19 protein-coding genes and 5 pseudogenes are annotated in these 21325 nt (G+C 40.5%); 18 read left to right on the plus strand and 6 right to left on the minus strand.

The window, feature by feature from the left end; all coding sequences use genetic code 11:
- Positions 1–99 precede the first annotated feature (99 nt).
- The 10 genes and pseudogenes from GJU40_RS20770 to GJU40_RS17745 all read left to right on the plus strand — a co-directional run.
- Positions 100–555, plus strand: a pseudogene (locus GJU40_RS20770) (terminase small subunit); the annotation flags it as partial.
- Positions 552–806 (plus strand): hypothetical protein, encoded by a 255-nt coding sequence (locus GJU40_RS17705; RefSeq protein ID WP_154309394.1) that lies wholly within the window; start codon positions 552–554, stop codon positions 804–806. The pseudogene GJU40_RS20770 and the gene GJU40_RS17705, both read left to right, overlap by 4 nt.
- A 248-nt stretch (positions 807–1054) precedes the next feature.
- Complete coding sequence (locus GJU40_RS17710; protein WP_154309395.1) at positions 1055–3118, plus strand: DUF262 domain-containing protein; 2064 nt, start codon at positions 1055–1057, stop codon at positions 3116–3118.
- 101 nt (positions 3119–3219) lie between these two features.
- Positions 3220–3416, plus strand: a pseudogene (locus tag GJU40_RS21595) (DUF7737 domain-containing protein); the annotation flags it as partial.
- 64 nt (positions 3417–3480) lie between these two features.
- Complete coding sequence (locus GJU40_RS20865) at positions 3481–3747, plus strand: hypothetical protein (protein ID WP_212029891.1); 267 nt, start codon at positions 3481–3483, stop codon at positions 3745–3747.
- Entirely contained in the window at positions 3747–4415 is a 669-nt protein-coding gene (locus GJU40_RS17725) for a Type 1 glutamine amidotransferase-like domain-containing protein (protein ID WP_154309397.1), read from the plus strand. Before GJU40_RS20865 ends, GJU40_RS17725 begins: the two co-directional genes overlap by 1 nt.
- 645 nt (positions 4416–5060) lie before the next feature.
- Positions 5061–5549, plus strand: coding sequence for a GNAT family N-acetyltransferase (locus tag GJU40_RS17730; RefSeq protein ID WP_425481241.1), 489 nt, complete (start codon positions 5061–5063; stop codon positions 5547–5549).
- 143 nt (positions 5550–5692) lie between these two features.
- Complete coding sequence (mntA, locus tag GJU40_RS17735) at positions 5693–6088, plus strand: type VII toxin-antitoxin system MntA family adenylyltransferase antitoxin (RefSeq protein WP_154309410.1); 396 nt, start codon at positions 5693–5695, stop codon at positions 6086–6088.
- Positions 6078–6492, plus strand: a pseudogene (gene hepT, locus GJU40_RS17740) (type VII toxin-antitoxin system HepT family RNase toxin). The gene mntA and the pseudogene hepT overlap by 11 nt, the downstream one beginning before the upstream one ends.
- 122 nt (positions 6493–6614) lie before the next feature.
- Positions 6615–7814 (plus strand): iron-containing alcohol dehydrogenase, encoded by a 1200-nt coding sequence (locus GJU40_RS17745; protein WP_154309398.1) that lies wholly within the window; start codon positions 6615–6617, stop codon positions 7812–7814.
- 94 nt (positions 7815–7908) lie between these two features.
- On the opposite strand, the gene GJU40_RS17750 is transcribed toward GJU40_RS17745, so the two are convergent.
- Complete coding sequence (locus GJU40_RS17750; RefSeq protein WP_154309399.1) at positions 7909–8373, minus strand: VOC family protein; 465 nt, start codon at positions 8371–8373, stop codon at positions 7909–7911.
- Between the two features lie 254 nt (positions 8374–8627).
- On the opposite strand from GJU40_RS17750, the gene GJU40_RS17755 reads away from it, so the two are divergent.
- Positions 8628–9497, plus strand: a complete 870-nt coding sequence (locus GJU40_RS17755) for a 6-phosphofructokinase (RefSeq protein ID WP_154309400.1) — start codon at positions 8628–8630, stop codon at positions 9495–9497.
- Between the two features lie 178 nt (positions 9498–9675).
- On the plus strand, positions 9676–10047 hold the full coding sequence (locus GJU40_RS17760) for an iron chaperone (RefSeq protein WP_154309401.1): 372 nt from the start codon (positions 9676–9678) through the stop codon (positions 10045–10047).
- 204 nt (positions 10048–10251) lie between these two features.
- Here the strand turns inward: GJU40_RS17760 and GJU40_RS17765 are convergent, their stop codons facing one another.
- Positions 10252–10806, minus strand: a complete 555-nt coding sequence (locus tag GJU40_RS17765; protein WP_343031609.1) for a TetR/AcrR family transcriptional regulator — start codon at positions 10804–10806, stop codon at positions 10252–10254.
- 291 nt (positions 10807–11097) lie between these two features.
- On the opposite strand from GJU40_RS17765, the gene GJU40_RS17770 reads away from it, so the two are divergent.
- The 3 genes from GJU40_RS17770 (at position 11098) to GJU40_RS17780 (ending at position 16089) form a co-directional block, all read left to right on the plus strand.
- Positions 11098–13041, plus strand: coding sequence for an efflux RND transporter permease subunit (locus tag GJU40_RS17770; protein WP_246188421.1), 1944 nt, complete (start codon positions 11098–11100; stop codon positions 13039–13041).
- Positions 13038–14837: a YhgE/Pip domain-containing protein gene (locus tag GJU40_RS17775; RefSeq protein WP_154309403.1), complete on the plus strand. Its 1800-nt coding sequence runs from the start codon at positions 13038–13040 to the stop codon at positions 14835–14837. Before GJU40_RS17770 ends, GJU40_RS17775 begins: the two co-directional genes overlap by 4 nt.
- Positions 14838–15135: 298 nt before the next feature.
- A complete protein-coding gene (locus GJU40_RS17780) occupies positions 15136–16089 on the plus strand; it encodes an arsenic resistance protein (RefSeq protein ID WP_154309404.1) in 954 nt (317 codons plus the stop codon).
- Here GJU40_RS17780 and GJU40_RS17785 read toward each other — a convergent pair.
- Complete coding sequence (locus tag GJU40_RS17785; RefSeq protein WP_154309405.1) at positions 16086–17471, minus strand: amidase; 1386 nt, start codon at positions 17469–17471, stop codon at positions 16086–16088. The two genes, GJU40_RS17780 and GJU40_RS17785, sit on opposite strands and share 4 nt — an antisense overlap.
- Entirely contained in the window at positions 17464–17655 is a 192-nt protein-coding gene (locus GJU40_RS17790; protein WP_154309406.1) for a hypothetical protein, read from the minus strand. Before GJU40_RS17790 ends, GJU40_RS17785 begins: the two co-directional genes overlap by 8 nt.
- A gap of 154 nt (positions 17656–17809) precedes the next feature.
- Here GJU40_RS17790 and GJU40_RS17795 point away from each other — a divergent pair, with 154 nt between their 5' ends.
- Both GJU40_RS17795 and GJU40_RS17800 read left to right on the plus strand, forming a co-directional pair.
- A complete protein-coding gene (locus tag GJU40_RS17795) occupies positions 17810–18865 on the plus strand; it encodes an LLM class flavin-dependent oxidoreductase (protein ID WP_154309407.1) in 1056 nt (351 codons plus the stop codon).
- A gap of 214 nt (positions 18866–19079) precedes the next feature.
- A pseudogene (locus GJU40_RS17800) lies at positions 19080–19259 on the plus strand (IS1595 family transposase); the annotation flags it as partial.
- 3 nt (positions 19260–19262) lie between these two features.
- On the opposite strand, the gene GJU40_RS21600 reads toward GJU40_RS17800, so the two are convergent.
- Positions 19263–19601 (minus strand): PD-(D/E)XK nuclease family transposase, encoded by a 339-nt coding sequence (locus GJU40_RS21600; protein WP_170289448.1) that lies wholly within the window; start codon positions 19599–19601, stop codon positions 19263–19265.
- Positions 19602–19956: 355 nt separating this feature from the next.
- On the opposite strand from GJU40_RS21600, the gene GJU40_RS17810 reads away from it, so the two are divergent.
- Positions 19957–20481 carry a hypothetical protein gene (locus GJU40_RS17810; RefSeq protein ID WP_154309408.1) on the plus strand — a complete coding sequence of 175 codons (525 nt, stop codon included), beginning with the start codon at positions 19957–19959 and terminating at the stop codon, positions 20479–20481.
- Positions 20482–20540: 59 nt separating this feature from the next.
- Here GJU40_RS17810 and GJU40_RS17815 read toward each other — a convergent pair.
- Positions 20541–20780, minus strand: a pseudogene (locus GJU40_RS17815) (transposase); the annotation flags it as partial.
- Positions 20781–21325: the final 545 nt, after the last annotated feature.

The raw sequence follows: 21325 nt of genomic DNA on the forward strand, positions 1-21325 counted from the left end.
TTTGCCATACCGACACACCTCGTTATAGTTGATATATATATTATAACAATCTGTGTCTACTTTTTAGTCTAGCATCAACCTGATTATCTATCAGAACAGCAGGAAGCATTTTGTTATGCCTATATTGCACATGGTCAGAACTTACAGAAGGCACTTGAAGAGGTGGGTATTAAGAGTAGAACCACTGGATACAAGTATTTAAACAATCCACTGGTGCAAGCCAAGATACAACAGATTCAGGATATACACATTAAGCCACTGGTGATACAGACGACTAAGAAAATGGAACTGCTAACAAATATCGCAAAGGGTGAAGACTACAATTATTATCCAAACTTTAAGACTGGTGAAATCATTAAAGCCCCAGTGAATGCCAGTGATAAAATTAAAGCTATTGAGTTAATGAGTAAGATTGACGGTGACTTTAATATCAGACACACGATAGACCAAAATAAGACCGTCTTTGTTATCGGTGGAGGGGAACTGGAAGAGGGTAGAAAACGTAAAATCATTGAAGCCGATATTTCCTATCTTGTGGAGGGGGAAGAAGAATGATTGAAGTCTTTACCGTTTTCCCTGACGGGAATTATTCTGTTTCAAAAGTACCAAGGGATAGAATTAATGCAGTTTTTAAGAAACTGGATACTAAACCTGAAATGGTTATAGAGGGCATACCGTACATGGTGAATCATTACACTGGAATCGGTACTAACATTTTAACGGACAATGATTGTATAAAAGTCTATTTGGAGAATCAACAAGGGGAAGTATATCCGTACTTATTCTATCCAAAGGGAGATGATTAATATGGGGGGATTCCTTAACGGGGATTCTCCTTTTTTATGTCTAAAAATAAATTAGCAGTCGAATCGTCGAAGACGATCCGCATAATAAGGCTGATAATAAAAAGACTTCCCGAAGGAAGCCCACTATGTAATCTTTCACATAAAAAATTCAATTCTCACAGAATAGGAATATTTTTCTAAAAGCTTATTCAATATAGGATAAATTTGCTATATAATTTAAATAAATCTAATAAGGGGGGGATTTGTAAATGCAGGCTTCCCAGACAAGTGTTCTTCATTTACTTAGAATACCTAACCAGCAGTTTGCTATACCCGTTTATCAACGTACATATAAGTGGACTCATCTTCACTGCGGTCAATTATTTTCGGATATTTTAAAAGCAAGTGGTAGTAAAAGTAAAAATCACTTTATTGGTTCTATAGTACATATTTCTGACCAAAATATACCTGTTACTAAGGTAAAGCCTTTAACTATTATAGACGGGCAACAGAGGTTAACTACTATCTCCTTGTTATTATTAGCAATTAAAAACTATTTAGATGAACATCCTAATCCAAATATTACTTCAAATGAAATAAACCAGTATTTAGTCAACTCTGATAAAAAAGATGATGAGTACATTAAACTTCAATTAACTAAAAAAGATAGAGAGATATATTTTTCTCTTATTAATAAAACCGAAAAAGATATTGAATATCATAATATATTAAATAACTATATGTGGTTCTACAATTCAATTAAGAGTGGTCAGCGAGATATTGAAGCACTATATGAAGGGATTGCAAAGTTAATTATTGTAGAGGTTTCATTAGAACGTGAACACGACGACCCTCAACTAATCTTTGAAAGTTTAAACTCAACAGGAGAAAAGCTTACGGAAGCGGATTTAATAAGAAATTTTTTGCTAATGGATTTAACGGCTAGTTTTCAAAAGAAAATATATAACCAATATTGGTATCCGATTGAAACAAAACTGAGAGAAGAAAACAAAGGGGAACTATCAAATTTTATAAGGGATTACCTAACTTTTATAACGAAAAAAATCCCTAAGAAGACAAGTGTGTATTCGGATTTTAAAGAGTACTTTAAAAAACAGTATTCAAGAGAACCTGAAGCGATAGAGAATTTATTAAAAGAGTTATTAAAGTTTGCGGGCTACTATGAACGTATATTAAGACAGAACGAGAAGGACAAGGAAATAAATGATTGTCTGAAAGACTTAGATAGTATTGATATTAAAATAATTTATCCTCTTGTCTTACCACTGTATTACGACTATGAGAATCAACTTTTGTCCAAGGATGATTTCATTTCAATACTGCGTTTAATCGAGAGTTATTTAATACGGAGAGTTATATGCGGATATCCTACACAAGGATTGAATAAAGTATTTGTTAGTATCGTTAAAGACTTAGATAGAAAAAATCATCTTGTTTCGTTTGAAACTATTCTAGCTAACAAAAAAGGGAATCACAGATTTCCGAACAACGATGAATTCACAAAATCTTTCCTTCTAAAGGATATATATAATTTGAGTAATAAAAACAGAAAATATATTTTGTATAAATTAGAATACCACTGTAACCCTAAAGAAAGAGTGCAAAATGACCCTGATATAACAATTGAACATATTATGCCACAATCCCCAAATTTAAGTGACAAATGGATAGATGCTTTAGGGTCTAATTGGAAAGAAGTACACAATACTTATGTCCACACTATAGGGAACCTTACTTTATCAGGATATAACAAAAATATGAGTAATAAGTTCTTCACAGACAAGAGGGATACACCAGGGGGATTTGCTGATAGCTTAATCAGAATAAATAAGGGGCTTCACAACTTAGATACTTGGAATGAAACCGAAATTATAAAAAGGGCCAACATTTTGATTGAATACGCCAAAGAAGCCTGGAAGTTCCCTGAATTAGATTTACTGGTAATTAGTAACGATGATAATAGACCAGTTGTTTCTTTAGATGACGATTGGACAAGTTTGAAACCTACTTCCTTTGTATTTTTAACAGATAAATACGAGGCTAGAGATTTTACTGACTTGTATTATAAAGTAATAATAAAAATATATGAGTTAGACAAAAATTCATTTCTTGAAGCGATAAACCAGGAAGAATTACTATCTAAAAGATTCCATTCACTTAACCAAAATGATTTTAACAATCAACCTAGAAAAATTAGTGAAAATATTTATTTAAATACAAACATCAATAATGAACAAAAAAGAAAAAATTTAATTACTCTTTTTGAAAAAGCGAATATTGATGAAGAAGATTTAATTATTTATGTATCATAATAAATGCTATATAGATTGCCTTAAGAATAAATTACCAAAGAGAAGCCGAGGGCAGTATTCCCAAGGCTTTTTTGTGTTGATATCCGTAAATGCACTTAATCCTGGGAAGTGCCATCGCCTACAAGCAAGCAAGCGGAAACCTGTACATTCTCCCTGTTCACTCACAGCATAGGGGGAAAATCTTTATACCATTCCTTGATGAAGATCCAAAAACAGCGGAAATTCTTACAAAGGTTATAATGCTTGCAGAGGATGGGAAAATTAAGGATCCAGTATATTGGAGCAGTTAAGAAAGTAAGAAAGCTGTGAAAGTTTCATAATGGGAGAGCAATTCTTTTTCTCCACATATGCATTTTCAGTTGATGGATAGTTCTGATATATCTATTGCAAGAGGAGTGCCTTGTGCTTTCGAACAATATGAAGTATTACAAGATGGTGAGTGGCAAGAAGTAGTTCATGGTATTCCTACTAATAAAGATAGGATAAGGTTTGGTTGCGAATCCGCCAAAAAAATTAGAAATTTATGGAATAATATAACAGTTATTTGGCATGTGTATGTTATATTTGATTCAGATACTGCTAAAATTTTCAAAAATTTAAACAGCATGCAACTGAAAGGAGAAGAGTGATGAAACTTCTACTTACATCTGCAGGCATCATGAACAAAAGCATACACGACACGCTGGTAGACATGCTGGACAAACCGATTGGAGAATCCAGTGCCCTCTGCATCCCCACGGCGATGTACGGTCACCCATGGGTAGGTCCCGGTGTCCAAGCTTGGGAGTTTATTAAAGGAGATGCCAGAAATCCCATGGTGAATCTGGGGTGGAAATCCGTCGGTGTATTGGAGCTTACAGCACTGCCAAGCATCAATAAGGACCGCTGGGTGTCGCTTGTCCAAGAGACTGATGTCTTATTGGTGGCTGGGGGCGATCCCCTTTACCTATGTTATTGGATGCAGCAGTCTGGTCTTGCAGACCTCTTGCCATCGCTGCGATCAGTTTATGTCGGAATGAGTGCAGGGAGCATGGTAATGGCCCCTCATATCGGGGAGTACTTTGTTGGCTGGAATCCACCCAATGATAGTGATGAAACACTGAATCTGGTTGACTTTGCCATGTTTCCGCATGTCGATCACGAAATGCTGCCGCATAATACGATGGCTCATGCAGAAAAATGGGCAGCTGACATACAGGGGCCGGCATACGCAATTGATGATGAAACTGCCATCAAAGTGATTGATGGAGCAGTCGAGGTAATCTCTGAAGGGAATTGGAAGCTGTTTTCCTCCTGATTAGCTTATCAGCAATGCAGCAGGTTTGGTATGACTGAATTTCAACGCTTTTTTATTATTTCTCCTCGGACTAATAGGTTCGAGGTTTTTTATCCCACAGGGGGCTCTAAAGAGAATCGTAAATCCTCCCAAAAGAGTTTTAATCTAAATAGGAGTAGGCACTCCCTAACATTCCATGCTATCAGACTAAAAATCAAATTGACCCAGGCGAAGATCAATTCGGCTATGTGGCTGGAGAGGAAGAGTGCTTGTTTGAAGTGGACGGGGTGAAATACGGAATCGCCATTTGCCAGGAAGAATAGAGGTACCCTTAAACAGTCCGTTGGGCAGCAGCAAGAGGGGCCAGAGTTGTTTTTCATCCCCTTTTTCAGGGAAGGTTCCCAAACCGGAATTCTTCAGTAGTGCCATGATCTGCCGGAGCCAGGAAAAACATCATCTATTTTGCAAGTATGCCCTAAAAAAGGGAAGGGTAACGAGCCTGATTTCCCCCTGCAGGAGAAAGGGTCTATTCAGCTTCTCCCGGCAAGGAAGAACTGCTTGTCTGCAAAATGGATCCGGCTTTGGCAACCTGGATCCCAGCGTCACGTTTCAGAAGTGATTTATTAAGCGGTTGACAATCAAATAGCTGATCATTAGAACAGGAGAATGATGATGGAATCTATCAGATTAGAAAAAGCCAATGAAGGAGATGCTGAAGCTATTTTTCAAATACAGCTCCAAGCCTTCAAACCGCTCCTCGATAAATATCAGGATCACGACACTAATCCGGGAAATGAGAGCATCGATAGAGTTTTCAAAAGAATTCATAACCCGAACGGAGCATTCTACAAAATAATAGCCGATGAAACCCTCGCTGGCGCTATTTGTGTGTATTGGAAAGAAGGGTGTCAGTTTTGGATCAGCCCCATGTTCATTTCTCCAGAATTCCAGGGAAAAGGCATAGGTCAAAGGGCTATTACCTTAGTCGAAAACGAATACCAGCAAGCAGTCACCTGGGAACTGGCGACCATACAAGAGGAAGAACGGAACTGCTATCTTTATGAAAAAATGGGCTACGTAACAACAGAAGTCAGGAAGAAATTAAACGAGCGGACCACGTTAGTTTTTTATAAAAAGACGGTGGTGAAAAAATGAAGATAACTAAAGAATACAATGGTATAAAGGAAAAGTGCTGCAAAATTATTTGTTATTTTCATCCAATATGAGTTGTTTTAAGTCAACCACATTTTGTTATAATACAGAAAAGAGCTTGGAGGGGGATAAATTTGATACCCGGAATGGAAGAGTCTATCATAGAATTGCTGGAGAAGAAGTTTGACCCCATTTACATAGCCATATTCGGATCTGTCATCACAGAAAGTTTTCATGATGATAGCGATATTGATATCGCCTTTTTAAGCCAAAATCAAACTCATGATGAGTATGAGGTTTTTATGGCAGCTCAGGAGCTTGCTTCCAAGCTTAAGAGAGAGGTGGATTTAGTGGATTTAAGCCGATCCAGTACGGTTTTCAAGGCACAGGTGGTTGCATACGGAAGAGTGATTCATTATAAGGATGGATATCAGAAGGATTTGTTTGAAATGAATACCTTAAAAATGTATGCAAAATTGAATGAGGAACGGGCTCCCATTCTAAAGGAAATCTTTGAAAGCGGGTCTATTTATGAAAAATGATGTGGTTTTGAATAAAGCAGGAATCATAGAACGATGTATAAAACGGATTTTGGAGGAATACGAGAACAATCCAGCAAATCTCAAAAATTTCACGAAGCAGGATTCCATTGTATTAAACATTCAGAGAGCCTGTGAAGCTTCCATTGATGCTGCCATGCATATTGTAGCCCAAAAAAAAATTAGGTCTTCCCCAAAACAGCAGAGAGGCTTTTCAGATCCTGGAGGAGGCCGGAATCATTACGTTAGAGCTAGCTGAAAAAATGAAGGCCATGGTAGGATTTCGAAACATTGCTGTGCATGATTATCAGGAAATCAATTTAAGGATATTGGAGAAAATTTTGGAGAGCCACTTGGAAGACTTTAGATCTTTTATTAAAAGTGTCTTGGAAAACTGGAATGTTTGATAAAAACATCGAGCAAGCGGGAGAAAACCAAGATGGTAGAGTTTGATAATCGCACCTAAGGTTTATGCTTCTAGTCATCTGTGTTCTTGTTGTGGGTATAAACTATAAAGTGAGGGAGTCGCATGTATAAACTTTATTGCCGAACTTATCAAAAAATGATGAGAGCCGGGCTGCCCCTTCTGCCTTGGAGAGAGCCTGAACTGATTGAGGGAGAAAACAGCTTGATGAAATTAGCTCCTCTCATTAGGAATCTTAAAATTGAAAGCGTTTTAATTATAACGGATAGGGGCATTATTTCCGCTGGAATGATGGAGCCCCTGCTTGAGAGTTTACAGAAGGAAGGCATCTCCTACTCTATCTATGATAAAACCGTCCCTAATCCAACCATTACAAATATTGAAGAAGCATATCAGATGTATAAGGATAGTAAATGCCAGGCTTTAATTGCTTTTGGCGGCGGTTCGCCAATGGATTGTGCCAAAGGTGTCGGTGCTCGTGCAGCAAGGCCAATCAAAAGCATACCTCAAATGAAAGGTCTTTTTAAGATTTTGAAAAAGCTTCCTCCCAACTTTGCCATACCAACAACAGCAGGTACCGGCAGTGAAGCTACACTCGCTGCCGTCATAACCAACAGTGATACTCATGAAAAATATGCCATCATGGATCCTGCTTTGATCCCTCACTATGCGGTACTAGACCATTTACTGACTGTAAAACTTCCTCCTCCTATTACTGCGGCAACCGGAATGGATGCGCTGACTCATGCAGTAGAGGCGTATATTGGCAAAAGTAACACAGAAGAAACACGCCAATGGAGCAGGGGGGCTGTTCAACTCATCTATGAAAATCTTTATGAGGCTTATACAAATGGGCTTAACACAGAGGCAAGAAGCAACATGCAAAAAGCCTCCTATACAGCCGGGAAGGCGTTTACACGTGCATATGTGGGAAATGTACACGCCATCGCTCATACACTGGGAGGCTTTTATTCGGTTCCGCATGGTTTGGCAAACGCGGTTGTTCTGCCTTATGTGCTGACCTATTATGGGGCGACGGTGCATAAATCATTAGCTGAACTGGCTGATGTAACCGAAATTTGTGATCGGCATGAAACGGAAGAAGTGAAGGCGAAGCTATTTATTAAAAGTATTCAGAAGCTGAACGCAGCTATGGGAATTCCCGATAAAATAAGCGAAATAGAAGAAGAAGATATCCCCATCATGGTGGAGCGGGCATTAAGAGAAGCAAATCCGCTTTATCCAGTGCCGATGATACTGTCAAAAAAAGACATGACGAAGCTGTATCATCAAATAAAAGCATAATGATGAAGAACGCTTCTGTTTTCATGATACTAGTACCAGCAATATTGGCCCCGGGGTTCCCTTCCTATAAGAGGGGTACCCTGGGTGCCGGCTTTCATTCTTTCTTCTGAATCAGGTTCTCCCATTCTTCCAGTGACAGCTTGTCGGTAAGGTGTTTCAGCTCATCAGGTACATGAACATAACACATTAATTCCAAGCTGTTTCCATCGAGGTCGTTGAAATATACGGAAGCATTTCCCTGTTGCGGCCTTACGAAAGGCTCTAGTGAAGTTCTCCGGCCAAAAGGAACAGGCTCCACCCCAAGAGATTGCAGCCATTCCAAGGAAACTTTTAAATCTGCGTATGAAACTTCAAACGCAATATGCCTCATTGAAGGGTGATAGGGGGTCTGATGTTCTTTTCCTTCCCACAAGCCTATCCAGCTTCTTTCTTCTTCTATCCAAAAAAATGCCGTATTTTCATCACGCCAGGCAAACTTCAATCCTAAATTTTTATAAAACTCTATGGATCTCTCCAAATGACTAACCGGTAAGTGTGCTTCGTATAATCCTTTAATCATTTTTCCACTCCTCTTTGTATCTATTGGGAACCTTAATGTAAATACTACAGGAAAATGAAATTCTTTCCTGTTATGCTGCTTGTAGTGGTGAGGAATTCATTTTACATATAATGGGCTGTAAGCGTATCAAATGTAAATCCTTTAATGATATGATAGAGTAGTAGGCGAAAGCGAAAAGCATCAAATATGAAACAACATAAGTGTGAATACAGTAGAAAAATTTAAAAAAATCATAATAGGTTGAGGGAAAATGAATGACTAAAATCGGATTATTAAATTTAGATGTTTCTCCTGCAGGTCTTAACGAAATGGTACATAGCATTATTTCAGAAGTTCAACAGTATCAAGTGATCGGTATAGAAAGTGACCGCTATCGAAATGAATTTCAATTAAGAGACTTAAAAGAAGAGAGCAAAGCTTTTCACTTTCAAAGTCTGAAACCAACCCCGTCAAGAAATATAACAGCATTTCAGGAAGTTCTTTCAGAGTTTGAAGCTGTAGTCATGATTGGTGCTGGTGAGTCTTTTCAGTTTGCAAAAGAGATTAGCAGACAAATCAGCGATACCCGCTTCTTATTTGTACCTGTTTCGATTTATAACAACATTGAGGGTTCAGAAATCTCATTAGGTTATGATACTGCAATGAATGCAATCATTGAAAATACGTTAAAAGTCAGAGATACTATTCAGTCTTTAAAATATGATAAACCAAGATTATTCGGTGTTCAGCTTCCGGGGCAGGTTCCGCTGGAAATGTTAGAGGAGCTTTCTCTGGCAGTTGAAGGGTTTTTTATTCCTCCTTACCATAGTCAAAAGGATTCAACTCATCTTGAGAAATCTTTTGGAGATGTTTTTTCTGGCGGCAAAGCATTTTCATTTCTTTTTTTTGATGAGCGTTTGAATTCGGCTTCCATTCCAGAAACAATCCTCCCTGGGATAGACGTTGACTGGAAAGTGATCAAAATAGATGAAGCTATGTGTATGGGCCAAAAGCCTTCAGCTCTTGACCGGATACTTGCAATGAAGTTTGCAAGTCAGGTTGTCCACTGGATTAACAGCGATTTGAATTCTGGCAGGTTAAACATACTGGCGAGACATGCAGAATTTAAGGAAATGCCTAAATAAATCATTCAGATAGAACGACAGCTCAGCGGGTTATGCTGAGCTGTTTTTTTCGATAACATAATTCGTCCTATCAGCAGGGAGATTATATAATGTTTACATTGAAGAGACATTGTAGCCACTACGCTTAAAAGTACTGAATCATTGGTTTAAATAAAATGATATGTAAGGAGGGAACAACATGGACATTTTTTCGGGATTTTTGGCGGGAATTGATGACAGTTTTCATAGGGAAAGAACGGAAGAAGTGCTAACTTGGATAACAAACAAATATCCCAATTTGGAAAGGGAGATAAAATGGAAGCAACCTATGTTCACGGATCACGGTACATTTATTATTGGCTTTAGTGTGTCTAAAAAGCATTTAGCTGTCGCCCCTGAGAGTGTGACCATCACTCATGTAGAGAGTGATATTGTGAAAGCTGGATATGATTACACAAAGGAGCTCATACGAATTCCTTGGAAGGAACCGGTAGATTACTCATTACTTGAAAAGATGATTGAGTTTAATCTGATGGACAAAGCAACCTGTTCAACCTTTTGGCGAAAATAGAGGGAAATACAAGCTTATAACTGCATGCCTGCTACCTTAATAACGACCTTGAATTAACCTCCTTAAGGGTAACAAGCTTTATTACTCATGCTCTGCCAAGGCTTGTTTTGTGCTTAACAGGAAAGCAGCGTCAGTACCAAGGAGCCTGAGAAGAAGCAAAAACAGCAAAGAAACTGTACTTAGTCCACAACAGTTTCTTTGCTGTTATCTCATATTCGATAATCCTTTATTGATAAACCGGTGTAGAATTTCAGCCATTTCTTTCGGCGTTTTGTTTTGTTGATTTTCAAGCCAGTTTTTCGTGACATAAATGCTGCCGCTTACGATGAACAGGTTGATATATTCATAGGTATCCTTGTCCATCTTCATTTCGTTGATCCAGTCTTTAAAGATAAACTGTTGAGTGATGTTCATGCCCTTTTTCTGAAAGTGAATATCGGTATTCTCGCTTAACAATATTTGGCACACTTCGCTGTTGTCCGCAATAAAGTCAAAAAACTTTTCAGTCATGAGCAGAGAATCCTCTTCCTTTGGAAAGTGATACTGAGTAAGCGTCTCCACCAAATCCTCGATAAATTCATCTTCAATTGTACTTAACAGTTCGTATTGATTGGAAAAGTGAGCATAAAAAGTTGAGCGGTTGATATCTGCTTTTACGCAGAGTTCTTTGATGGTAATGCTTGAGATTGATTTTTTTTGCAGCAATTCGATCAGGCTTTCCTTTAAGACCATTCGGCTGTATTGTTTTCTTCTGTCCACTTTTGAAGTCATCCTCAGCGATCCTTTCCTTCACAAAATCTTCATAATTTTATCCAACAAAAGCCATTTCTATGTTGGAAATTGAACATTCCATAAACAACTGTTTGTTGAATATCCAACACTGTGTCTAATATAATGATATAGTGCTAATGGGAAAGTTACAAGAGAGGATGAAACAAAATAAATATCGCATCACGTATTATAAAGCATAGAAAAGCCGTGCTGATTGCATTTGTCCTGGTGACGATCCTTTCAACAGCTGCTCAGTTTTTTGTATCCGTTAATTACAATATGGTTGATTATTTGCCGGAGGATGCTCAGTCAACGAAGGCAATGGACATTATGGAAAGGGAGTTTCAGGGTGACGTTCCAAATACCCGGGTGATGGTCACCGATGTCACCTTGCAGGAAGCCGTCAATTATAAGAAAAGCCTGGAGAGCATAGACGGTATTACAGAAGTGCTCTGGCTGGATGATATGATTGACTTGAAAACACCGTTGGAAATGGCTGATGCCGGAACTGTGGAGAATTACTATAAAAACAACAACGCCTTATTTTCAATCAGTGTACGTTCGGGCGACGAAGTCCGGATTATTGAAGAAGTATATGAGCTGATCGGCGAAGATGGCGCTATTGCAGGCGAAGCTAGCAATACAGCAAGCTCCCAGACAATGGCCGGTTCAGAATCGATGTATGCCGCAATGCTGCTTGTGCCGATTATCATTCTGATTCTGGTCATCTCTACCTCTTCCTGGGTGGAGCCGCTGTTTTTCCTGACAGCCATTGGCGTCTCAGTGTTAATTAACCTTGGTACAAACATTTTTATCGGGGAAGTTTCATTTGTTACCCAGTCGGTTGCCCCCATTTTGCAGCTGGCAGTTTCATTGGATTATGCAGTGTTCCTGCTTCATAGTTTTGCAGATTACCGGAAAACGGCTAAAAGTCCTGAAGAAGCAATGGAGCTGGCAATGAAGAAATCGTTTCCAGCCATCACGGCAAGTGCCGCGACCACATTCTTCGGCTTTATCGCTCTTACATTTATGCAATTTGAAATTGGGTCTGATCTAGGTTTAAACCTTGTAAAGGGGATTGTGCTGAGCTTTATTAGTGTGATGGTGTTCCTGCCTGCCCTGACTCTTTATTTTTATAAATGGATGGATAAAACGCAGCATAAAAACTTTGTTCCGAGCTTCACAGGTATTGGAAACAGGGTTGTTAAACTGAAGTTTCCAAGCTTGATTCTTGTTCTGCTGATTATTGTCCCTGCGTTTTTGGCTCAAAGCAATACATCGTTCATTTACGGAACGGGAACTCCGCCTGAGAGCACTCGTGTCGGCAGTGACATAAAGATTATCAATGAGAGCTTTGGAGAGACTACGCCAATTGTTCTCCTTGTTCCTAAAGGCGATGCTGCGAAAGAGGCGGAGCTTGTCAGCGATCTTGAAGAATTGGATTATGTGACCGGAGTCATCGCATATGTGAATCAGGTCGGCGCCGAGATACCCCCTGAATACCTGGAGGAGTCGATTACGGAACAATTTTACTCAGAACATTACAGCCGGATTGTCATTAATACGAATCAGGCAACAGAAGGGGATATTCCGTTTCAAATAGTAGAAAACGTGGAGGCTGCTGCTGAGAGCTATTATGGCGCTGATGCGCTTGCGCTTGGTGAAAGTGTCACACTTTACGATATCAAAAATATTGTCAATGTGGATAACATCGTGGTGAATGTGCTGACGGTTGTAACGATTGCGATTGTTCTGCTGCTGAGCTTTCGGTCGATATCTATTCCGATCGTCCTGCTTATCACCATTCAAGCTGCAGTCTGGATCAACCTGTCTATTCCATACTTTACAAATACCTCGCTTGTATTTGTCGGCTACTTGATCATCAGTACTGTGCAGCTCGCAGCGACAGTGGATTATGGAATTTTGTTCACGGAAAATTACTATCATTATCGAAGAGAAATGCCTGCCAAAAAAGCAATGATCAAAACGCTGGATGAAAAAACATTCTCCATTTCGATTTCTGCAGCTATTTTATCAAGTGTAGGGTTCATCTTATGGATTACTTCAACGAATCCGATAGTAGCTTCCATCGGGCTGCTGCTTGGAAGGGGAGCGCTGCTCGCATTTATCAGTGTCCTGCTCGTTCTGCCCGCACTGCTTTTGGTATTCGATAAACTGATCAAGAAAACAACATACAAAGCAAATTTTTATGAGGAGAAATGATGATGAGAAAAAAACAATTACAATATACGGCTCTTGCAGCCATGATCATCTTGCCTTCATTTCTTAGTGATTCTGCAAAGGCAGCAAGTGAAGGCAGAGTAACTTCAAAGGATGAAGTCGTCTATGCAACCCTGGATGCCAATGGCAGCCTGAACTCCGTTTATGTCGTCAATACACTTGACGTCGAACGTGCGGGAGAGATTTCCGATTACGGAGCATACAGCAGTGTGAAAAATCTGACTAACCTGACAGACATTCAGCAGGAAGGACAGAATATTGCAATAGATGCTCCTGAAGGAAAATTCTACTATCAGGGCAACCTTGACGAAAGTACACAACTGCCTTGGAATGTGACAGTTTCTTATCTGCTTGATGGAAAGATCATAAGTGCGGAGGAGCTTGCAGGAAAAACAGGCTCCCTGCAAATAAACATCAATACAGCACAAAACAATGAAGGAAATTCAATTTTTTACGAAAATTATCTGCTGCAGGTTTCACTTGTGCTGCCGAATTCTTACCAGAATATTGAAGCTTCTGACGGGATGGTCGCTAATGCGGGGAAGAACAAGCAAATTACGTTCACTGTTATGCCTGGTGAAGAAAAGGACTTGAATGTAACTGCATCTGTAGAGGATTTTGAATTTCAGGGAATCGAGATTGCAGCAGTTCCTTCTACATTGCCGATTGATACATCTGAAATCGACAGCATGACCGACGATATGTCACAGCTGTCAGATGCAATTGGTGAATTGAATGACGGTGTTGCGAAGCTGGAAAGCGGCGTTACTGAACTGAACAATGGCACGGTCAGCCTGCGTAACGGTTCGGCAGAATACCAGGATGGAATGGGCAGGCTGAACGGATCTTCAGCTGATCTCGTCAACGGTTCTGCTTCCATCATGAATGCCTTGGGCCAAATCAATGAATCTCTGTCCAATCAGTCTGCTGAAATGGATATGAGCGGCTTGGCGGAACTGCCTGCAGGCCTCACTCAGCTGGCGGGCGGACTAACGGAAGTTGGAAGGAACCTGACTGTTCTGCAGGAAAGTTTTGCAGCGGCATATGCTGCATTGGACGGAGCAATGGGAGAAATACCTGCTGAACAAATTTCCGAAGAGGAGATCGCAGGATTGTATGAGAGCGGTGCAGACGCTGCAGTAGTGGACAAATTAGCTGCTTCTTATGCTGCCGGACAAAAAGTAAGAGCAACCTATCTTGGGGTACAGGAAGCCTTTGCAGCAGTGGAACCATCCTTGGCGCAGCTCAACGGTTCTTTAAATGAAATGAGCAGCCAGCTGACGGCGATTGCCGGCGGTTTGTCCTCATCTCTTGAAGAAACGGACATGAGCGGGCTGGGTCAATTGCAAAGCGGCATTGCAGAACTGTCCGCAAAATACGGTGAATTTCATTCCGGACTATCCAGCTATACGAATGGTGTCGATCAGCTGTCTGCTTCCTATGGCCAGCTTCATAATGGCCTTGCTGAACTAACAGGAGGCACCTCTGACTTGGAAGGCGGAGTATCAGAGCTGCATGGCGGAACAACTGAGCTGTATCAGGAAACAAAAGATCTGCCTGAGCAAATGCAGAATGAAATAAATGAAAGAATTGCTCAATACGATAAATCAGATTTTGAGCCGGTTTCCTTCGTATCTCACCAAAATGAACAGATTTCTTCCGTTCAATTCGTCATCAAGACACAAAGCATTGAAGTTGAAGAGCAGGAAACAAAACAAGCAGCACCTCAAAAAGAGAAAGGGTTCTGGGAGCTGCTGAAAAATTTATTTACATTTTAAACCTGTCTGATCAGACTGTAGACACTCTTCATGAAAATGAAGAGTGTTTACAGTCTTTTTTAGTTTTATGGCAAGATAGGTTGTTGATTTCCATCCCAGTCGCTTTGCTTCCCGGTGTGCGGCGTGAGCAAGCTGTTTTTGTAGCTGCGGCGTTAGCGGGCTCACCCTTCCATCTAATTAACGAGGGACACACATATCAAAGGGTTTCTATAAGAGATGACAGTGATAACATACATGTTTACACTCTCGTTGCATGCTAAAATGAAATGAAAACTTTTTGCAAGAGGGTGCCCTTTCTATGAACATATTGGAAAAGCTCTATACATTGATTATCTTTGTTGCCGTAATCGCCGGACTGGCTGCGGGGCAATTTGCAGCATTAGGCAGAGCTGCGGAATACAGCATCCTGCCGCTTATGGTATGTATGCTGTATTTTACGTTTCTTCATATCCCGTTATCAGAAATTGGACATTCTTTTAAAAATGCTGCATTCACAATGACATCTTTGGTGCTGAATTTCGTGTGGACGCCTTTTTTTGCCTGGGTTCTTGGTGCTCTGTTTTTCAGCGATCAACCGGCATTATACATTGGATTCTTTTTGCTTATGGTGACCCCGTGCACAGACTGGTATTTAATATTCACAGGAATAGCAAAAGGAAATGTTGCACTGTCAGCGGCAATTCTGCCTTTAAATCTTGTGCTTCAGGTCCTCCTTCTTCCGGTATATCTGCTGATTTTTGGCGGGGGTACGGGGATGGTTGAGGTTATGGCAGTGCTGGAAGGAACAGTTCTCATTCTTCTCCTTCCCTTAGCAGCGGCCGCTTTGACCAGATATTTCTTTAAACGTTCATCCCGTTCGCAGGAACGTTTTTTCTCCAAGCTGAACGGGATGCCTATCCTTTTTCTCAGCCTTGCTATCTTTGCCATGTTTGCGGCACAAGGGGAAATGCTGTTGAACAACGTACATCTTATCCTGATGATGCTTCCGCCAATCGCTTTGTTTTTCCTCAGCAATTTCTTTATAGGGCAAACAGCGGGGAGGATTTTTGGCTTCTCTAACCGGGAAACTGCCAGCTTGAGCTTAACCATTATGGCCAGAAATTCTCCTGTTGCTCTTGCACTGGCACTTGCCGCCTTTCCTGATCAGCCGCTGATTCCTCTTGTATTGGTAATCGGCCCTCTTCTTGAGCTGCCCATCCTTGCTGCAGCCTCTTCTGTTATGGTCTATAAAAATAAGCACAGATCCTTTTAATTCTTCCAGCCCAGCGGTCCTGTCTGCTCCCATGCGTATCCTGCCTGCAGCAGCAGCTTTTCGTCTAAATGACTGGCAATCAGCTGCATTCCGGACGGCAGCCCTGCGGATGAAAAGCCGATCGGAACCGCCAAGGTTGGAAGACCCGCTGCAGCTGGCGGGGCAGTAAAAGGCATACAGCGCTCTATGATTGAAAGATTTTGAGAAACAAAATTCTCTTCAAATGGAGGAGAAATAATGGGTATAGTAGGTGCTGCCAGAATATCAACCTCTTCAAATACCTTCTTAAATGCTTTGATCAGTGCACGCCGAGCCTGCTGTGACCGGATATAATAGGGAGCAGGTATGACAGTGCCTGCAGTAAAAAAGGCGCGTACATCTGCAGCAAAGTCTTCCGGACGATTTTGCAGATCTTCATAATGATAGCTGGCAGCCTCGCCGGTTGTCACAACATAGCCTGTGAATGCAGCAAGTTCTATTTCAGGTATTGAGACTTCTGTGACATGTGCCCCTAACTCTTCAAGCTTTCTAACCGCTTGTGAGAAGAGACGGTGTACTTCATCATCCAGCCCTTTCAAATAGAAAGCGGGAATTCCTATCTTGCGCCCCCTGATTCCACGATGAAGATTCTCCGTATAATCCGGTACAGGTACACAAAGGGTTTCCGGACTTTTCGGATCATATCCTGTCATGACATTCAGCATGAGCGCCAAATCAGCCACAGAACGGGCCATCGGGCCTGGATGATCGAGGGACCATGCGAGCGGAGCAATTCCATAAGAGCTGATTAGTCCATATGTAGGCTTTAAGCCGTACACTCCGCACATGGCCGCCGGTACACGAATGGAGCCGAAAGTATCAGATCCCGTAGCAATGACCGCCATGCCGGCTGCCAGTGCTGCTCCGCTGCCTCCGCTGGAACCGCCGGGAATATGGTTGGGATTCCAAGGATTTCTCACATTGCCGTAGAAGGGATTTGTGTTTGTCAGGCCTCCTCCAAATTCGTGCATGTTCAGCTTTCCTGTCATGATGGCGCCTGCCTGCAGCAGCTTATCCACAGAGGTTGCATTGTAGGTGGGAACAAAGTCCTTTAATATTTTTGAGCCGGCAGTGGTTGGAATTCCTTTTGTGTAGTAATTGTCTTTAACACCGAGCGGAATACCGTGGAGCGGCCCTTTATAGTATCCTTTCTGAATTTGATTTTCCGTGTGTTTAGCTTCAGCCAGCGCATGTTCACCGAGAATGGTGATATAGGCATTGACCGTAGAGTCGGCTTCTTTTATTCTTTTCAATACATCTCTCATCAGTTCTACCGGTGACAGCTGTTTGCTTTTCAACAGGGGAGCCAGTTGAGATGCTGTTAAATAGGAAGTATCAGTCATACTTCAAAAGCTCCTTATCGACAATGACCACCGGCACTTCTTCATTTAAATCTGTTTTTCTTCCAAACGGCGAGGGTGCCCTTTTGATGCTGTTCAGCACCATCAATATATAGGGAATATCACCTTCATGAACAGGAAATCCTTTATCCATCAACTGTTTTTTTAATAGCTCTGCCTCTGTCATGCTGCCTTCCCCCTTAAAAGTTAAATGATCCAGCCCTTTTATCTATATGCTGTTGAAAACGTTGAAATCAATTTTTAGGCATTATAGCTCGCTAAAGAGTCAAAAACACTATACAATAAAATTATCTTGAATTCGAGAAAAGGAGAGAAGTTAGATGGAGATAGGAATCAGTACATTTGCAGAAACTACCCCTGATGTGAAAACGGGAAAAGTCATTTCCCATGCACAGAGGCTGAGGGAGGTAGTAGAGGAGATTGTTCTTGCTGATCAAGTAGGGCTGGATGTGTTTGGGGTAGGCGAGCATCATCGTGGAGATTTTGCGGCTTCTGCACCTGGTATGGTGCTGGCAGCAGCAGCTTCACAAACAAAACGCATCAGGCTCACCAGTGCAGTCACAGTGCTTTCTTCAGCAGACCCTGTGAGAGTATTTCAGGAGTTTTCCACTCTGGACGGCCTTTCCAGCGGGCGCGCGGAAATCATGGCGGGCAGGGGCTCCTTTATAGAATCTTTTCCTCTGTTCGGTTACGATTTGAGTGACTATGAGGAATTGTTTGAAGAAAAACTGGATCTGCTCTTAAAGCTGAGAGCATCAGAAGAAGTTACCTGGAGCGGAAAACACCGGGCTCCAATCAATCATATCGGCGTGTATCCACGTCCTGTTCAAGAGCCGCTGCCAGTTTGGATTGCAAGCGGCGGAAATGCAGAGTCTGTCATCCGTGCCGGATTACTCGGGCTTCCGCTTGCACTTGCCATTATCGGGGGACAGCCTGCCCAATTTGCTCCGCTTGTTCAGCTGTATAAAAGAGCAGCAGCGGAAGCAGGTCATGATGTATCAAAATTGCCGGTTGCCTCTCATTCCCACGGATTTGTCGGAAGGGATACAGAAGCTGCCGCAGATCAGTTCTTTCCATCCACACAGCACGTTATGAACGTGATAGGCCGTGAAAGAGGCTGGGGCCATTATGGGAGGGCCGCTTTTGACGCAGCCAGAAGACCTGAGGGTGCCCTGTATGTAGGAGATCCTGAAACTGTGGCACAAAAAATCATTTATCTGCGCAAGCAAGTAGGCGTGACAAGATTTATGATTCACATGCCGCTGGGAACAATGCCGCATGAAGAAGTCATGGAAGCCATCAAGCTTCTTGGTGAAGAAGTTGCTCCACTTGTTCGCAAAGAAATTGCTGAATGGGAAGCAGGGGGAGAGAAGTAATAGTAAGTCCACTTCTATAGGGTAATCTATTTTTCCTCAAACCTTATGAATAGGATAATAGGCTTTGATTTTCAACATAATAAAGATGACGGGGCGTATAGCAAACCTTTACGCCCCGTCATCTTTTTATTTGGCTCTTTTCGTATAGATTGTTGCTATTTTTACCATCCTTCTGAGAGGTGGTAAAATAACTCTTTCAGGAGGCAGTTTATCACTGATTAAAGACATCTATGCAACTTTTTCGGACCTAACTAAAGACGAACAAATCAAGCTATTTAACCTTGTAAAAGAAGATTTCATTGATAATGAAGATGCTGATATGAAAGATGCGTTCACTACGATTAGAGAAACTCGTTTTAAAGAGGGATTAGGCTGTAATCATTGTGGAAGTGTTTATCTATTTTAGGCATTTCGATGAAATAGTATTCCGGTGCTTCTTGGAGGATAACTTCTTCTGTTTTTTCGTAACTAACGAAATGGGTAACAAAAGAATCGATGTTAGCGAATAATATGAAATCCAAAATATCAATAGCGAGTACTTTCGGAACATCTTCGTTTCAAAGTCCCCGGTAACCAATTTAGATGTATAATATACGCTTCGTTTAGGGAAAAATTCCTCTTTTCTTAATTGTACTTCAATGTTAATTAATTTTCCATCGAGGGTTAAGGCTTGTAAGTTCAAAAAAGCCTGTTTTTCGTCTAGGGTTTCTTTTTTTGTAGGTTTGTCCTTAAACACCCTAAGTTCATCAATTGACGCGAAGAATGATGAAGGGGGTGGAGGATTTCTACTCAGAAGGAGATTGCGGATACACTCCTACTCAGGGAAAAGAAGTTGCGGTAGTTATCGGTAAGGAGACTAGAAGTAAGTACACGCTATGGAGTTTGGAACATCCTGGAGCATCCTATAGCGTGACGCAACAACAGCTGGTGAATTTGTATAAAAATATTAAGTAGAGTTAAATCAGTTAAATAAAAAGAGGCCAGTACACTAAGTGACTGGTTTTAGAAAAAATATCAGTTAATGCGAAAAATGGTTCTTAATGAAATTAGTTGCTTATAATAAAAGTATATGATGAATAGGGGTGGAAAATTTGACAGTAGAAATAGAAAACAAAATAAATGAAATTGGTGCAAATAAAATAAAATCGATTATACCATCTATAATTACTGAGGTTATTGAAAATAACACACCTTATATTTGGATTTCGACGGAAGAAAAGTTTGTTAATCTATATGGAAAACTTAGTTCTGATTTCTCAGGAGAAGTAAGGAGAATGTCTATTCAGGAATATAAGCATATTATCAATGACTTAAAAGTAAATGGAAAAAAAGATTGGGAAGAATCGGAGGTAACACAATTATTAAGTAGCTTGAATATTAATAGATGGGTACCTACTTATACATCAAATAACGGAAAGAACTGGTTGAGTTACAAGGATTTAATTTATGATGAATTTTCCGCTTGGAAGTATGATAATTTCCCACTTTACGATCACGAGAAAGAAGAAGTGGATGAAGAGCTGGAATTAGAAATCGACTCCATTTATGAAAATGTTATGGTTAATTTGTCAGTAGAATTATTAAGTAAAAAGATAGAGAAAAAATTTTATAAATAAAAAAGTCGGGGGAGTTTATAGTAAAGGGTTCCATTTCGAGGTGCATATCGATTAAATGACATTAAAGCTTCAATTTTCCTTCCTGAGAAAACGGATTGGGTATAAGCACATAAAATAATCTTCATCATCATACGTGGATGATAAGCAGGGCAGCCTTTGCTTCGTATGAACGAATCGAAGGCTGCGTGTGGAATTTGCTCGACGAGGTCGTGTACGGAGAAGGCAATATCATTTTTTTGAAGTTTGATTTCTAAATCCAGGGGCAAAACCACTTGATTCATGATATAATTTTTAAACATAAGGACCCTTCTTTCAGATGAAATTTTGTGTGGTAACTTTATTTTATCAGAAGAGGTCCTTATTTTAATTCAAAAATAATCAAAGCCGGAGAAATTTTACTCGTCGTAAAATTTCTCCGGCTTTTTCATCTTAGAGGGGGTTTTGTCCCAGCCTCTTTATTATGTTTAATTATTGTTGATGATAACCAGTTCGATTAGACGAGGGTAGTTTATTAACTATTTAATCTTTCCCAAACCAAGCTATTAAATTCTCTATACCCACCTTCGAATGGTGTTAGGAGATAATCTAGACCATTTTTCTTAACTTCATAAGCTGCTTCACTATCTAATAAAAAAATGTAGGTCCCCAACTTGGACTGTTATGTTCTATTAAAACAAGAAATTCAGAAAAATTGATATCCGGAAATCTGAATAAAATCTTCTTCTCTGTCTGGCTGGGATCAACCCACCCGTTACTTTAATAAGCTATTTTTATTTAATATGAATATCCTTCGTAGCTTTTTTTATAATTGTTTTTATAAACGGTTCCTTTTTCTTTGTGTAAG

This window comes from Metabacillus lacus, from assembly GCF_009674805.1.
Classification (GTDB): Bacteria; Bacillota; Bacilli; order Bacillales; family Bacillaceae; genus Metabacillus_C; species Metabacillus_C lacus.